The sequence below is a fragment of the Pantoea coffeiphila genome (assembly GCF_016909495.1).
Classification (GTDB): Bacteria; Pseudomonadota; Gammaproteobacteria; order Enterobacterales; family Enterobacteriaceae; genus Erwinia; species Erwinia coffeiphila.
In genome coordinates, this window is record NZ_JAFBFW010000001.1 from 448,603 (window position 1) to 463,185 (window position 14,583).

Below are 14,583 nucleotides of genomic sequence, written 5' to 3' on the forward strand. Positions count from 1 at the left end.
ATAATCATTTAAACCACTATTCCGCATAAGGAATGCTTTTATGTCTTTTGTTGGCAGGGAAAACGGTGCCGCTAAGCGCGCATCGGTTGTTAAACATACTTTTACCGTTTCACTGCTGGCGCTGGCGATTCATACGCTGACCCACCCGGCGCACGCAGCAGATTCAACGGCCCCGTCGCAAAAGGATAAAGCGCAGCAGGACCTGGTGGTAACGGCGACGGCAGACGATGGCGATGCAAACGAAGCACAGGACTATCAGGTGAAAACCACCCATGCCGGAACGAAAATGCTGCTGGCGCCGCGTGACGTACCACAGTCGCTTAGCGTGGTGACGAAACAGCGCTTTCAGGATCAGGATCTGCAATCGGTGGGCGACGTGCTGGATAACGCCACCGGCGTTGCCACCGAACTGATCGACAGCGAACGGTCAGCCTATTTCGCCCGAGGTTTCCAGATCAGCAGCTACACCTATGACGATATTCCTACCTCGGTCAGCGATACCTGGAACTACGGCGATGCCGCTGAAGACACCGCAATCTATGACCGCATTGAAATCGTGCGCGGCGCGACCGGGCTGATGACCGGCGCGGGCAGCCCGGGCGCCTCGGTGAATATGGTACGTAAGCATGCGGACAGCAAAGAGGTTACCGGCAATCTCACCGCCAGCTACGGCAGCTGGGACAAGCAGCGCTATGTGGCCGATGTCTCTTCCCCGCTTAACGAAGCGGGCACGGTGCGTGGCAGAATCGTAGCCGGTTATCAGGATCAGGACAGCTGGCTGGATCGCTACCACAAAACCAAAAAGTTCCTGTATGGCGTGATTGATGCCGACGTCACCGACAACACCACCCTGTCGCTCGGCTACGATTATCAGCAGAGTAATACCGGCAATCCAACCTGGGGCGGTCTGCCGACCTGGTACAGCGACGGTTCACGCACCCACTTTAACCGCAGTACCAACCCGGCGGCAGACTGGACGCGCTACAGCACCGATTCGCGTAAAATTTTTGCCAACGTCAGCCATAACTTTGATAACGGCTGGTCGTTCCGCGTTAATGCCACCCACGCGGAAGAAACCTTTAACGATAAACTGCTGTACGTGATGGAATTCCCGGATGTGACCACCGGCCAGGGCGTGTCCGGCTTCGGTAGCCAGGATCGCGGCAAGCGCAAGCTGGAGTCGGTGGATACCTACGCCAGCGGTCCGTTTGAACTGGCCGGTCGCCAGCATGAACTGGTTGCAGGCGTCAGTTACAGCCGCCAGCATAATGCCACCTACAGCGCCGATGGCTCACTGGATTATGATCAGATGGGCGATTTTAACAGCTGGGATGGCAGCGCGCAGGAGCCAGAATGGGGCGACTGGTATCAGAACGCCGATGACATTGTTCGGCAGAAATCCGCCTATACCGCCGCGCGCTTCTCGCTGGCCGATCCGTTAGCGCTGATTTTGGGCGCGCGCTATACCGAATGGAGCACCATGGGCAGCAGCGGCGACGTGCGTAAAAACAACATTACGCCGTACGGTGGCCTGGTCTACGACATTAACGATACCTGGTCGGCTTACGCCAGCTACACCTCGATCTTCCAGCCGCAAACCTACCGCGATCGCGACGGTAAGTATCTGTCGCCGGTCACCGGTAAAAACTATGAAACCGGACTGAAATCGGACTGGTACAACGGCCGTCTGACCGCCACCTTCGCCGTGTTCCGCATCGAGCAGGAAAACGCCGCGCAGGCCGACGGCGACAACTTCGTTAACGGATCAAGCGAACAGGCTTACTATTCGACCAAAGGTGCAGTCAGCAAGGGTGCCGAGTTTGAGATCAACGGTGCAGTAACCGACAATCTGCAAATGACTTTCGGCGCCACGCGCTATGTTGCGAAAGATACGGAAGGCCGCTTCAACAGCAATATGCCGCAGACCTCGTTCAAACTGTTCACCCGCTACCAGCTGCCGATGCTGCGTGAGCTGACCGTCGGCGGCGGCGTCAACTGGCAGAGCCGTACCTTCCAGGATGCGACAGGACCGGATGGCGAAACGACCCGCGTTTATCAGAGCAGCTACCCGCTGGCGAACCTGTTTGCCCGCTACCAGGTTAACAAGCAGGTAGCCGTGCAGGCCAACGTCAATAACCTGTTCGACCGCAGCTACTATTCCTGGCTGAGCGATTACGCCGTGTACGGTGCGCCGCGTAACTACTCGGTCAGCGTTTCCTATGCCTTCTGATGGTTATTCTTCCCGGCGGTTCGCCGGGAAGTCTCCGCATTGGGTTGATTTGCCGCGCCGTCGTTTGCTGACGGCGCTGGCCCTTTTACCGCTCTTGCCGCTGGCATCAGCAAGCGCCACTGTACCGCAGCGTATTATTGCGCTGGAGTGGCTGCCGCTGGAGATGCTGTTTGCCCTCGGCGTGACGCCGTTAGGTGCCGCCGATACCCACGATTACAGCATCTGGGTAGGTGAACCGACTATTCCAGCGTCGGTGCTGGATATTGGCCGACGTTCCGAACCCAACCTGGAATACATCGCCGAACTGAAGCCGGACCTGCTGCTGTTTTCCGAAGGCTACGGGCCACGCTCATCGCAGCTGAACGCCATCGCCCCTTCGATGGAATTTAGCTTTACCAGTGAACGGGGAGAGCCGCTGCGCACTGTCAGTGATGGTCTGCTTAAGCTGTCCGATCGGCTGGATAAAACGCAGGCCGGGCATGATCATTTAGCCTGGTTCGATCGCCAGTTAGAGGAAGCACGCGGGCAGCTTGCAGGATTTCGCCGCCAGCCGCTGCTGGTGTTCACCCTGGTTGACGATCGCCACGTAATGATCCTCGGTAAAAACAGCCTGTTTGGTAACGTGATGGCCCGCCTGGGCATCGAAAACGCCTGGCAGGGCGACGATAACGGCTGGGGTACGGCGATGGTTGGCCTTGAGCGTCTGGCGACCCTGCCGCCGCTGCGCGCTATCTGCCTGGACCATCGCGATGAGCAGGCCAGAGCACGCGTCGCCGCCACGCCGCTGTGGCAGGCTATTCCCTTCGTCAGGGAAAATATGCTGAGAACCGTGCCCGCCCTGTGGATATTCGGTGCCACCCTTTCCGCACTGCGTTTCTGCCGGATGCTGCAGCAACAGGAAAAACAATGGTAAGAATTCAGTACAAATCCCTCGCGCTGCTGGTACTGGTGGGCTTTGTTGCGCTGCTGCTCAGTCTGTATAACGCGCAGCAGGTTCTGCCCCGGCAATTATGGTCTGATGCCCTCTTTCACCCCGATCGCAACGATATCCGTCAGATCATTTTTTATTACACAACGCTACCGCGCGTGGCGGTTTCGCTTTTGGTTGGTGCAGGGCTGGCGCTGGCGGGTGTGCTGTTCCAGCAGGTACTGCGCAATCCGCTGGCGGAACCGGCTACGCTCGGGGTGGCCAGCGGCGCACAGCTGGGAATCACGCTTTTCAGCCTGGGTATGCTACCCGGCGGCACGGCGATGCAGCCGGTTGCCGCCCTGCTCGGCGCGCTGGTTATCGGCGCGGCGGTTTTCGGCACCGCCTGGGGAAAACGGCTTTCGCCGGTGACATTAATTCTTGCCGGACTGGTGCTCAGTCTGTACTGCAGCGCGATAAACAGCCTGCTGGCGCTGTTCCACTATCAGGACCTGCAAAGCCTGTTTTTATGGAGTAGCGGTGCGCTGAATCAGACTGACTGGCAGCAGGTCATTTCACTGGCTCCCCGCCTGTCTATTGCGCTGGTAATCGCGCTGCTGCTGGTGCGGCCACTGACACTGCTAGGTGTGGATGACGACGTTTCGCGCAACCTTGGCCTGGGGCTTAACCTGGCACGGCTGATGGCGCTTGGGTTGGCTATTACGCTCAGCGCCCTGCTGGTTAACGCCGTTGGCGTTATTGGGTTTATCGGGCTGTTTGCCCCGCTGCTGGCGAGGCTTTTGGGTGCGCGTCGCCTGATCCCCCGCCTGCTGCTGGCACCGCTGGTCGGAGCGCTGCTGCTGTGGCTCTCCGATCAGTCGATGGTGCTGCTGGCGCAGGTCTGGCAGGAGGTCCCGACCGGGGCCGCAACCGCGCTGATCGGTGCGCCAATCCTGCTGTGGCTGCTACCGCGCCTGCGGCATTCCGCCCCGCCTTCCGCTTCGGTTTCAGCACCTGGTGCTGAACGTGCGCGGCCCTGGCTATGGATAGCCTGCGCCGCCGGGCTGCTGCTGCTGGCGTTAGTCATTGTTCTGATGGTCGGCCGCAACAGTCACGGGCTGAGCTGGGCGGGTGATAATGTGTGGCACGTTCTGCCGTGGCGCTGGCCGCGCACGGTTGCGGCACTGAGTGCAGGTATCATGCTGGCCGTGGCCGGTACGCTGATCCAGAAGCTGACCGCCAACGTGATGGGCAGCCCGGAAGTGCTGGGGATCAGCGCGGGGGCGGCCTCTGCGGTCATTGCGGTGATGTTTTTCCTGCCCGCCGCCGGTTTTGCCACCCAGCTGTACGCCGGGAGCGGCGGTGCGGCCCTGACACTGGCCACCATTCTCCTCGTCGCCGGGCGGCAGCATTTCTCCTCCCAGCGCCTGCTGTTAGCGGGTGTGGGATTGGGCACGCTGTTTTCGGCGATCGTTTCCCTGCTACTGGCCAGCGGCGATCCGCGGTTGGGCAATCTACTTAACTGGATTTCCGGCTCTACCTACGGCGTGGAACCTGTGCAGGCGGCCTCCAGTATGCTGCTTGCTCTGGTGCTGCTGGTGATGATGCCGCTCTGCCGCCGCTGGCTTGCCATGCTGCCGCTGGGAAACGATACGGTCAGATCGTTAGGCGTACCGCTGGCAGGGTCCCGCATGACAATTTTGCTGCTGGCGTCGATACTGACCGCGGGCGCCACGCTGACGGTCGGGCCACTGAGTTTTATCGGCCTGATGTCGCCGCATATGGCGCGCATTATGGGATTCCGCCGGGCGATGCCGCAGCTGGCGATGGCGGCGATTATCGGTGCGCTGCTGATGCTGATCGCCGACTGGTGCGGCCGCATCGTGATGTTCCCTAACCAGATCCCGGCAGGGCTGCTTACCACCTTTATCGGTGCCCCCTGGTTTATTTATCTGCTGCGCCAGCAGGGTAAAGGTCGCGCCTGACGACCGGCTTCAGATGGTGTTAGTATCGGCCTCTTAACCACTAACGTATCAACGCAGTTTAAGGATGAAATGCAGATGAAAACCATTGAGTGCAGCATTCGTGATGTCAAAACCGGGGAAAACGTCAAAATCATCACCCCGTCAAATATTTACCAGTGTCGGCTGGACGACGATGTTTTTGTCGGACCGTTTGTTGAGATCCAGAAAGGCTGCGTGATTGGTCGCGGCAGCCGCATCCAGTCACACAGCTTTCTCTGCGAAAACGTCACCGTGGGTGAAAACTGCTTTATCGGCCATAACGTTACCTTCGCCAACGATCTGTTCCGCAGCGGCGCGCCGGACCCGGATGCCAGCAGCTGGATTACCATTACTCTCGGTGACAACGTCACTATTGGTAGCGGTGCTACCGTGCTGACCACCTCGATTTGCAGCGGTGCGGTGATTGGCGCCGGCAGCGTGGTGATTCGGCCGGTGACGGTTAAAGGAATTTATGCCGGGAACCCGGCGCGCTTGATCAGAAAGCTGCCCTGAGAACTCGTGCCGGGGGAGTAAAATCCCCAAGCTCAATGTGCCGGAACCTTGTGATAAGCTGTCCGGCATGAACAGTAGCCGCATTATTCTCATCAATAGCCAGATTGAGCCTTTGATTGCTTCATTCGGCGGTCTTATCGCTATCTCCGTCGACCGTTTTTTTCTTCCTCGGGATTGGCTTCAGCGCTTCCTTATAGCTGTTAATCATTTCGGTCAGCTCCAGCATCTTAGGATTGAGAAGACGTGACTCGGCCAGCCGCGCTTTGAACTGTTTAAACAGATCTCTCGCTATTGTTTTACTCCGTATCTCTTCACAGATTAAAAACATTTCGCCGCACTTCGCCAGGCAGGGAATACTGCCTTTATGCATCCCCGTCATGTAATACGATCCCGCGCCCCGATAGTCTTTCTCTTCTTTACGGATATCCCCCATCATTTCCAGCGCTTCTACGGACCGGTGTATATTCCAGGCTCGGTTCAGCAGCGTGATTGCAGCCTCTGGATCGCGGGTTTGTTCAATAATTATCGCCTGCAATGCCGTGATGCGCTCCGGGTCGCATTCTTCATGGATGTAAAACGCGGACTTATCCGTTTCAGTCACGCTGAGCCGCGGACTGTAGCCACGGGTCAATAACGTTGCCGCCGAAAACATGGCGGGAAGATGATCCTTTTGCGCCGCCTGCGAGTAATACTTCATCGCCAGCGCATCGTCTCTCACCTCCATTTCGCTATGATAAATATCCCCCATGCGGGTCAGCGCCAGAACGTGCCCGACGTCCGCAGCAACGGCGTAGTATCTCAACGATCTGACTCGCGCATCGCCAAACGCCTCGGAGCGATCCATGGCATTGCCATCGAAATCCGCATGGCTGATGTTCCGTTCTTCATGCTGGCCAAGATAATAGCTGGCTTCTTTTATGCCCAGTGACAGCGCGCTGGTAAAGCGATGTAGCGTCAATGCTGTGCGCGGTATCAGGCGGTAGTGCTCCAACAGGCCCAGGTTGAAGTACGCCTGCGACAGTTTGAGCTCGATAGCCGAGATAAGCAGCGTACGTGCTTTTTCCAGATCCTGCTGATAGTGAATGCCGAGGGCGAAAAATATCGCCAGATTGTTCTGGCACTGTGGATCATCCTCAACGCCATTAACGAAGAAGGCGATCGCTTCGCTGTAGTCGGCATCGGCGTTTAGCGAGGTTACCTTATATAAAGGAAAATCAGGATGGGTGTAGTGATCGGCAAATTTGAGACTGTCTTGCAGTTCGGGGCGGGACATAAAAAACCCTGTCGTTTTTTTCGGACATATTAACGCTGCCGGTTGCCTTCCACCAGAGGCGGCAGAGAGATTCCCTGCCGCCTGCCGCCTGCCGCCTGCCGCTTTTGGCTGGCGACAACAATCCTGTCAGCCCGCGCCGACATATTAGCCTGGCCAATCAGCCAATCAGCCAATCAGGCCGGGATATACTGAATGCCCCATTTATTCAGGATTTTTTCCAGCGTGCCGTCCTGTTTCATGCTGGTGAGAGCCGCGTTGATTTTTTCCAGCAGCGGGCCATTACCCTTGCGCACGGCAAATGCCACCGGCGAGACTTTTGTGGCCTGATAGGTTTCCACCACGTGCATGCCCTTCAGATTGCCAATGCTGGCCTGGCCTTTCAGAATGGGATAATCGTTCATACCGATGCTGACCCGGCCAAGAGACACATCGCGTGCCAGATCCGCCGCATTTTCATAGAATTTCACCTCTTTCGCGATATTCATTTCAGAAATACGGCGGCCGTAATCGGTACCGGCCATGATGCCAATGGTTTCCCCTTTGAAATCGGCAGGCGTGCGGTAGACCTTTTTATTATCATCGCGGGCGTAAATCCCCTCGCCGATGCCGGTGATCCCTTCGGAAAAGTCGACTTTGGTTTTGCGCTGGTCGGTCGGCGTCATGCCCGCCACGATCATATCGATTTTATCGGACAGCAGGGACTGCAACAGCGCAGAGAACGGAATAGCGTTAAAACTCACTTCAAATCCGGCCCGCTTCGCCACTTCTTCCGCTACTTCCGGCATAAAGCCCTGGAACTTACCGGTTTCCAGATCCATAAAGCAGGTCGGACGGCTTGCAGGCGTGGAACCCGCGAGCAGCTTCAGCGTTTCGGCCTGCGCAACGCTGGCAAATGTTCCGCAGCACAGTGCGCCGGCCAGCAGCAGAGAAGACAGGCGTGTACGCTTTAGATTGGAGATCATTTTCATTTTTATCGTCCCATTGAGAGTGAAGGTCAGGCATTTTTTCGGCAGTGCTCACAGTGATGAATGGCCGGTTCGCGCAGTACGCGGCGCAGGAAATCCCGGGTGCGCGGCTCCTGCGGATTTCCCAGCACCCGATCGGTGGTACCCTGCTCAACGATGTTGCCGCTGTGCAGGAAGCACACGCGGTCGGCCACTTCGCTGGCAAACTGCATTTCGTGAGTGACAACGATCATGGTCATCCCCTCCTGCGCGAGGTTGCGCATGACCTGCAGCACTTCGCCCACCAGTTCCGGGTCCAGCGCTGAGGTGGGCTCATCAAACAAAATGGCCTTCGGCTGAAGCGCCAGCGTACGGGCAATGGCTACGCGCTGCTGCTGACCGCCGGAGAGCTGCTGTGGCCAGGCATTGATTTTTTCGCCCAGACCGACCAGATCCAGCAGCGATTTCGCTCGCTTCTCGGCAACGGAACGCGCTTCACCATTAACGTGAATTGGCCCTTCCATCACGTTTTCCAGCACAGAACGATGGGGAAAAAGGTTGAAGCGCTGAAACACCATCCCCACCTGGCGACGCAGATCGTTAATCGAACGCTGTTGATTATCCACGCGTTGACCAAGCACGCGGATCTCGCCGCCCTGATAGCTTTCCAGCCCGTTGATGCAGCGCAGAATGGTCGACTTACCGGAGCCGGACGGCCCGATAAGGCAGACTACTTCCCCCTGTTTGACGTTGAAACTGACGCCTTTCAGCACCTCAACCGGGCCAAAGCGTTTATGCACATCGTTAATTTCGATCATCTCAGGCTCCTTTCAGGCGGCGGGTTTCCAGGCGTTTGGTCAGCGCCATCAGCGGCAGACACATCGCCAGATACAGAATGGCGACCAGTGTATAAATGGTGGTGTTATCAAAGGTGGATGAGGCCATCAGCTGCCCCTGGCGGGTCATCTCGGTGACGGCGATGGTGGAAGCCAGGGCGGAATCTTTCAGCATCATTACCAGCGTATTGCTGTACGGCGGCAGCGCGACGTGAAACGCCTGCGGCAGCACCACGCGAACCATGGCTTTGCCGAATCCCATGCCCATGGAACGCGCGGCCTCCAGCTGGCCGCGATCGACGGATTCGATCCCGGCGCGGAAGATTTCGGCAATATAGGAGGAGAAACAGAAGGCAATACCGATCACGCTGGCCTGAAATGCGGTCAGCGTGATGCCAATATCGGGAAACACGAAGTAGATATAAAACAGCACCACGATCATTGGCAGACCGCGAGTAATGTTAATAATGATTGATACCGGCCAGACAATAATACGCAACCCGCTCATCTTCCCGGCAGCCCACAGCAGGCCCAGCGGTGTACTGATGATCAGCGCCAGCACGGTGATCGTAATGGTCATTTCCGCGCCCTTCAGCAAGAAAGGCAGATAATTATGCACGCTGCTCCAGTCCATTCTTTCTCCCCGGTGATAATGTTAGCGCTCAAATAGCCAGCAAATATTCAACATATTGAATGTCTGCTTCACTAAAAAAGATGTCAACGCGCGACAGAGGCTGGAGCATAGGGAATACTTATTGCCCTCAAACCCGCGCTGAAAATCATGTATCAGTCATTTAAGCTCATGATTATGATGAATTATTCAATTTTTGGATTATAAGGAAGGCAAAGCGATTCAAGATTGACAAAGGCTGGGGTTAATTCATTATACTGAATCTTAATCGCAGTTCTGATGCGCTACGGGATTCGGTCAAATGAATAAACAGAGTCAGTCACCCACGTTATCCCTTGAGGCCAACATCGGCCTGCGAGTGCGGCAGATGCGCAAACTGCGCGGCCTGACAATTAATGAGCTTGCCGCAAAGGCCGGTGTTTCAGCCGGAGCCATCAGCCAGATAGAACGCAACCAGACCAATCCCACGGTGCGGATGCTGGAACAGCTGCGTATTGCCCTCGGCGTGCCGTTGACCACCCTGCTGGATGCCGACGAACCGCCCGCTGGCGGGCCGGAGCATTTTGTGCGGCGGCGACAGGACCGTCCTCATTTTCACGTTGGTGAGAGCGGCGTTGCCAAAGAGCTGCTGTCGCCAGGCGGTGAACATGACTTACAGTTTATGCTGATCGCCATTCCACCCGGCTCCGGCCCCAGGGAAATGTTGATGGGGAACGGGGAAAAAGCAGGCCTGCTGCTGGAAGGTGAACTGTCGCTTACCGTATCAGGTGACAGCGTCACGTTAATGGTGGGCGATAGTTTCCAGTTTAAAAGTCATTTAACCCATAGCGTATTTAATCACGGTTCTGAGACAGCAAAAGTGCTGTGGATTATGCAAATTCAGCAACATCATCATCTGTAAATCTACGTAATTCCCGCGCTTTGTTTGCTTATTAATCGAGCGATTCGCCTTGATATTGTTCGATTTTTGCTCTGTTTGTGGATTTTGCAAACAACAACCCCTCCTCCCTTATTGCCTTAAATATTCATAAATCGAAAATTTATGCATAAAGCGACTGGAACAAATCCCCCGAAAGACGATTGTTCAGCAAATCAACAACGTATTGATTCCTATGATAAAATCATAAGTATAACTAATTAAAATTAATCATTGAGTAGCGACTTAAAATGGCCTATATTGGCCGCGTTTTTTCACAGCAGTTAACTTTTCATTCATTTATTCAACTGTGACGTTCTGAAACTCACGGTTGTAGGAGAGATATGATGACGGATAAAGTCCGTATTGATAATTTCGGTGCAGATTCATTAAAAGGAAACAATGAAACCTATTTGGCGCGCCAGGCTGAATTTGAGTCAAATGTTAGGAGTTATCCACGTAAGCTGCCGTTTGCAATCGCAAAAGCAGAAGGCGTGTGGATTACCGATGTTGAGAATAATCAATATCTTGACTGCCTGGCCGGTGCGGGAACGCTGGCTCTGGGCCACAACCATCCTGATATCCTGCAAAGCATCCAAAATGTCATTACCAGCGGCTTGCCGTTACATACACTCGATCTGACGACGCCGTTGAAAGACAGCTTCTCAGAATATCTGCTTTCTTTACTGCCAGGCCAGGGTAAAGAGTACTGCCTGCAGTTCACCGGTCCTTCCGGCGCCGATGCCGTTGAAGCCGCGCTGAAACTGGCGAAAAAAGTCACCGGTCGTTCCGGCGTGATCAGCTTCTCCGGCGGCTACCACGGTATGACCCACGGTGCGCTGGCGGTAACCGGCAACCTGTCACCGAAAGAAGCGGTCAACGGCATGATGCCGGAAGTGCAGTTTATGCCTTACCCTCACGAATACCGCTGCCCGCTGGGTATCGGTGGTGAAGCAGGCGTTAAAGCACTGACCTACTACTTCGACAACCTGATCAACGACGTTGAAAGCGGCGTGCGTAAACCTGCGGCGGTAATTCTGGAAGCCGTTCAGGGTGAAGGCGGCGTGAACCCGGCTCCTGCCGAGTGGCTGCAGCGTATCCGTAAGGTGACCCGCGAGCACGGCATCCTGCTGATCCTTGATGAAGTTCAGGCTGGCTTTGCCCGTACCGGTAAGCTGTTTGCCTTTGAACACGCTGGCATTGAGCCAGACATCATTGTGATGTCGAAAGCCGTTGGCGGCGGTCTGCCGCTGGCCGTGCTGGGCATTAAGAAAGAGTTCGATGCCTGGTCTCCTGGCCACCACACCGGGACTTTCCGTGGCAACCAGCTGGCAATGGCCACCGGCCTGACCACGCTGAAGCACCTGAAAGAAAACAACGTTGCTGGAAAAGTGGCGGCGCAGGGCGAATGGCTGAAAGGTAAGCTGGCTGAACTGCAGCAGCGTTACCCGGTCATTGGCCACGTGCGCGGTCTGGGCATGATGATCGGTATTGAGATCGTTAAGCCAAATGAAGCGCAGGATCATATGGGTTGCTACCCGGCTGACGGCGCGCTGTCCGCGCTGCTGCAGAAAAAATGCTTCGAAAACGGTCTGATCCTGGAACGCGGTGGACGCGATGGTTGCGTACTGCGCCTGCTGCCTTCCCTGCTGATCAGCGACAGCGAGCTGGAAGTGTTCCTGGATAAATTTGAAAACGCCCTGCTTGCCAGCGGCGTAAAACCGGTCTGAGTGGAGTGAATTCGATGTCCAGGTTAAACCCGATTCTGGCAGGTTCAGCGCAAAGCACTGAAGCCTATCGCCAGGCGATTGCCCAGAGTAGCGAAGCGGTAGCCCAGTGGCTGCAGCAGCCCGAGATGTATCAGGGTAAAACCGTTGCCGAACTGCGCGAGCGAATTACGCTTGATTTCAATCCGCAGGGGCTGGGTAATCAGGCCGCGATTGAGCGTGCAATTGAGTACTTCCTGAAAGACAGCCTTGCGGTCCATCACCCGCAGTGCGTGGCGCATCTGCACTGCCCTAGCCTGGTGGTAAGCCAGGCGGCGGAAGTGCTGATCAACGCCACTAACCAGAGCATGGACTCATGGGATCAAAGCCCGTCAGCGACCATCATCGAGATGAAGCTGATTGAATGGCTGCGCACCCAGGTTGGCTATCAGCCCGGCGATGCCGGGGTATTCACCAGCGGCGGTACGCAGAGCAATCTGATGGGCCTGATGCTGGCACGCGATGCCTTCTTTGCCCGCCAGGGACACTCAATTCAGCAGGATGGCCTGGTTGGCAACCTGAAGAAAATCCGTGTTCTCTGCTCCGAGCATGCGCACTTCTCCGTGCAGAAGAACATGGCGCTGTTGGGGCTGGGTTATCAGTCGGTCACGCTGGTGAAAACCGATCGCTTCTCCCGTATGGATCTTAACGATCTGCAGGAGAAACTGGCGCAGGCGGAGGCTAACGGCGAGCAGATTCTGGCTATCGTAGCCACTGCCGGTACTACCGATGCGGGTGCAATCGATCCGCTGCGGGCGATTGCCGAGCTGGCTGCCGAGCGCCAGATTTGGGTTCACGTTGATGCGGCCTGGGGCGGTGCGCTGCTGCTGTCCGAGAAGTATCGCGACTACCTGGACGGCCTGGAGCTGGTGGATTCCATTACTCTGGACTTCCACAAGCAGTTCTTCCAGACCATCAGCTGCGGTGCTTTCCTGCTGAAGGAAGCGCGCCACTACGAGCTGATGCGCTATCAGGCGGCTTACCTGAACTCCGAGTTTGATGAAGCCCAGGGCGTACCAAACCTGGTGTCTAAATCGCTGCAAACCACCCGCCGCTTCGATGCATTGAAACTGTGGATGGGTCTGGAAGCGTTAGGCCAGAAACAGTACGCGGAGATCATCGATCACGGCGTCACGCTGGCGCAGGACGTGGCTCAGTACGTCAGCGAGCAGCCGGCGCTGGAGCTGGTGATGCAGCCGCAGCTGGCCAGCGTGCTGTTCCGCTACCGCACGCAGCAGCTCTCCGACGCGGGTGATACTGCCCTGGCGCTGTTCAACCAGAAAATCGGTGATGTGCTGTTGGAATCTGGCCGCGCCAACGTGGGTGTGACGGAAGCTGATGGTGTAACCTGCCTGAAGCTGACGCTGCTGAACCCGACGGTCACGCTGGAAGACATCAAAGTGCTGCTGGCGCTGGTAGAAAAAACCGCCGAGCAGATCGCGGCGTAATTTCTGCCCGATTCAGGGACTTAATCGAAAGCCGGTGACAGCAATGTCACCGGCTTTTTTGTTGCCCATCTCGGCGGGAGATTGATAGCATACCGGTTCACGGAGTCTGAATCTTTATGTTTCGCAACGATGGAGTGGATTATGCGTATTTTGATTGTTGGCGCGGGAGCAACCGGCGGTTACTTTGGTGCAAGACTGGCGCAGGCCGGGCGTGATGTCACCTTCCTGCTGCGCGAGCATCGCAGCCAGCAGCTACAAAAAAACGGGTTGATCCTGCAAACCCCGCAGGGGCGTGAAACCCTGAACCCCGTAACCCTCCTCGCCGCTGAAATCAGCAGCCCTTACGATCTCATCGTGCTGACGGTTAAAGGCTTTGGGCTGAACCAGGCTATGGAGGATATCGCTCCGGCAGTGGGACCGAATACGCTGATCCTCCCTGTCCTCAACGGCATGCGGCATATCGATTTACTGCGCCAGCGCTTTGGCGATCGTCATGTTATCGGCGGACTGTGCAAAATCCACGCTACGCTGGGGCCAGAGGGCGAGATTGTCCAGCTCTCGCCGCTGCATCAGCTTTATTACGGCGCGCTCAACGGCGATAACGGCGAAAGACTACAGCAGCTGGATTCTACCCTGCGTGACTGTGGCTTTGACGCCTTCCTCAGCGATGCTATCGCCTGTGAGCTGTGGGAAAAATGGCTGCTGCTGAGTACCCTGGGGGCGGTAACCTGCCTGGCGCGCGGTGATACCCGCCAGGTCGTCGCCTCCGGAGGCGGTCAGGCTATGTTAACCGGGCTGTTTAATGAGGTACTCTCTACCCTGATTGCTGAGGGTTATCAGCATCGTCAGGCGCAGACCGACGGCATTTTAACCTGGCTCAGCAATCCTGAAACCCCGTTAACATCGTCGATGTATCGCGATTTGATGCAGGGATATGATATTGAAGCCGATCAGATTATTGGCGATCTGGTACAGCGCGCCCAACGCCATCAGCTGGCGAAGCCGCTGCTGAATGCGGTATGGGTCAATTTGCAGGTGTACCTGCTTCAGCGACAGGCATCTTCACAGACGGCAGCGTCATAACGGCAATACCCAACGCCAGGCTGATATTTCAGC

Annotated in this window: 12 protein-coding genes; 8 read left to right on the forward strand and 4 right to left on the reverse strand. The window is 56.3% G+C overall.

Going from position 1 to position 14,583, the window contains the following annotated elements; all coding sequences use genetic code 11:
• The first annotated feature begins 40 nt into the window (after positions 1-40).
• From fhuE to JOE09_RS02095, 4 genes are all read left to right on the forward strand, one after another.
• Complete coding sequence (gene fhuE, locus JOE09_RS02080; protein WP_205064614.1) at positions 41-2,230, forward strand: ferric-rhodotorulic acid/ferric-coprogen receptor FhuE; 2,190 nt, start codon at positions 41-43, stop codon at positions 2,228-2,230.
• Positions 2,220-3,143 carry a Fe(3+)-hydroxamate ABC transporter substrate-binding protein FhuD gene (fhuD, locus tag JOE09_RS02085; protein ID WP_205064615.1) on the forward strand — a complete coding sequence of 308 codons (924 nt, stop codon included), beginning with the start codon at positions 2,220-2,222 and terminating at the stop codon, positions 3,141-3,143. The genes fhuE and fhuD overlap by 11 nt, the downstream gene beginning before the upstream one ends.
• Complete coding sequence (gene fhuB, locus JOE09_RS02090) at positions 3,137-5,122, forward strand: Fe(3+)-hydroxamate ABC transporter permease FhuB (protein ID WP_205064616.1); 1,986 nt, start codon at positions 3,137-3,139, stop codon at positions 5,120-5,122. The genes fhuD and fhuB overlap by 7 nt, the downstream gene beginning before the upstream one ends.
• Before the next feature lie 75 nt (positions 5,123-5,197).
• Entirely contained in the window at positions 5,198-5,653 is a 456-nt protein-coding gene (locus tag JOE09_RS02095) for an acyltransferase (RefSeq protein WP_200558827.1), read from the forward strand.
• 121 nt (positions 5,654-5,774) lie between these two features.
• Here the strand turns inward: JOE09_RS02095 and JOE09_RS02100 are convergent, their stop codons facing one another.
• From JOE09_RS02100 to JOE09_RS02115, 4 genes are all read right to left on the reverse strand, one after another.
• Positions 5,775-6,926 carry a tetratricopeptide repeat protein gene (locus tag JOE09_RS02100; protein WP_205064617.1) on the reverse strand — a complete coding sequence of 384 codons (1,152 nt, stop codon included), beginning with the start codon at positions 6,924-6,926 and terminating at the stop codon, positions 5,775-5,777.
• A gap of 173 nt (positions 6,927-7,099) precedes the next feature.
• Positions 7,100-7,894: an ABC transporter substrate-binding protein gene (locus tag JOE09_RS02105; RefSeq protein ID WP_239552897.1), complete on the reverse strand. Its 795-nt coding sequence runs from the start codon at positions 7,892-7,894 to the stop codon at positions 7,100-7,102.
• 26 nt (positions 7,895-7,920) lie between these two features.
• A complete protein-coding gene (locus JOE09_RS02110) occupies positions 7,921-8,688 on the reverse strand; it encodes an amino acid ABC transporter ATP-binding protein (RefSeq protein WP_205064618.1) in 768 nt (255 codons plus the stop codon).
• Position 8,689: 1 nt separating this feature from the next.
• On the reverse strand, positions 8,690-9,340 hold the full coding sequence (locus JOE09_RS02115) for an amino acid ABC transporter permease (protein WP_105593830.1): 651 nt from the start codon (positions 9,338-9,340) through the stop codon (positions 8,690-8,692).
• A 298-nt stretch (positions 9,341-9,638) separates the two neighbouring features.
• Here JOE09_RS02115 and JOE09_RS02120 point away from each other — a divergent pair, with 298 nt between their 5' ends.
• The 4 genes from JOE09_RS02120 to JOE09_RS02135 all read left to right on the forward strand — a co-directional run bounded on the left by JOE09_RS02120 (position 9,639) and on the right by JOE09_RS02135 (position 14,550).
• A complete protein-coding gene (locus tag JOE09_RS02120) occupies positions 9,639-10,238 on the forward strand; it encodes a helix-turn-helix domain-containing protein (RefSeq protein WP_205064619.1) in 600 nt (199 codons plus the stop codon).
• A 359-nt stretch (positions 10,239-10,597) separates the two neighbouring features.
• Positions 10,598-11,983, forward strand: a complete 1,386-nt coding sequence (locus JOE09_RS02125; RefSeq protein WP_205064620.1) for a diaminobutyrate--2-oxoglutarate transaminase — start codon at positions 10,598-10,600, stop codon at positions 11,981-11,983.
• Between the two features lie 14 nt (positions 11,984-11,997).
• Positions 11,998-13,467, forward strand: a complete 1,470-nt coding sequence (locus JOE09_RS02130; protein WP_105593833.1) for a pyridoxal phosphate-dependent decarboxylase family protein — start codon at positions 11,998-12,000, stop codon at positions 13,465-13,467.
• 141 nt (positions 13,468-13,608) lie between these two features.
• Positions 13,609-14,550 carry a ketopantoate reductase family protein gene (locus JOE09_RS02135; RefSeq protein ID WP_205064621.1) on the forward strand — a complete coding sequence of 314 codons (942 nt, stop codon included), beginning with the start codon at positions 13,609-13,611 and terminating at the stop codon, positions 14,548-14,550.
• Positions 14,551-14,583: the final 33 nt, after the last annotated feature.

Coding starts and splice junctions, on each gene's coding strand:
- fhuE (WP_205064614.1), top strand. CDS start 41: ATGTCTTTTGTTGGCAGGGAAAACGGTGCCGCTAAGCGCGCATCGGTT.
- fhuD (WP_205064615.1), top strand. CDS start 2,220: ATGCCTTCTGATGGTTATTCTTCCCGGCGGTTCGCCGGGAAGTCTCCG.
- fhuB (WP_205064616.1), top strand. CDS start 3,137: ATGGTAAGAATTCAGTACAAATCCCTCGCGCTGCTGGTACTGGTGGGC.
- JOE09_RS02095 (WP_200558827.1), top strand. CDS start 5,198: ATGAAAACCATTGAGTGCAGCATTCGTGATGTCAAAACCGGGGAAAAC.
- JOE09_RS02100 (WP_205064617.1), bottom strand. CDS start 6,926: ATGTCCCGCCCCGAACTGCAAGACAGTCTCAAATTTGCCGATCACTAC.
- JOE09_RS02105 (WP_239552897.1), bottom strand. CDS start 7,894: ATGAAAATGATCTCCAATCTAAAGCGTACACGCCTGTCTTCTCTGCTG.
- JOE09_RS02110 (WP_205064618.1), bottom strand. CDS start 8,688: ATGATCGAAATTAACGATGTGCATAAACGCTTTGGCCCGGTTGAGGTG.
- JOE09_RS02115 (WP_105593830.1), bottom strand. CDS start 9,340: ATGGACTGGAGCAGCGTGCATAATTATCTGCCTTTCTTGCTGAAGGGC.
- JOE09_RS02120 (WP_205064619.1), top strand. CDS start 9,639: ATGAATAAACAGAGTCAGTCACCCACGTTATCCCTTGAGGCCAACATC.
- JOE09_RS02125 (WP_205064620.1), top strand. CDS start 10,598: ATGATGACGGATAAAGTCCGTATTGATAATTTCGGTGCAGATTCATTA.
- JOE09_RS02130 (WP_105593833.1), top strand. CDS start 11,998: ATGTCCAGGTTAAACCCGATTCTGGCAGGTTCAGCGCAAAGCACTGAA.
- JOE09_RS02135 (WP_205064621.1), top strand. CDS start 13,609: ATGCGTATTTTGATTGTTGGCGCGGGAGCAACCGGCGGTTACTTTGGT.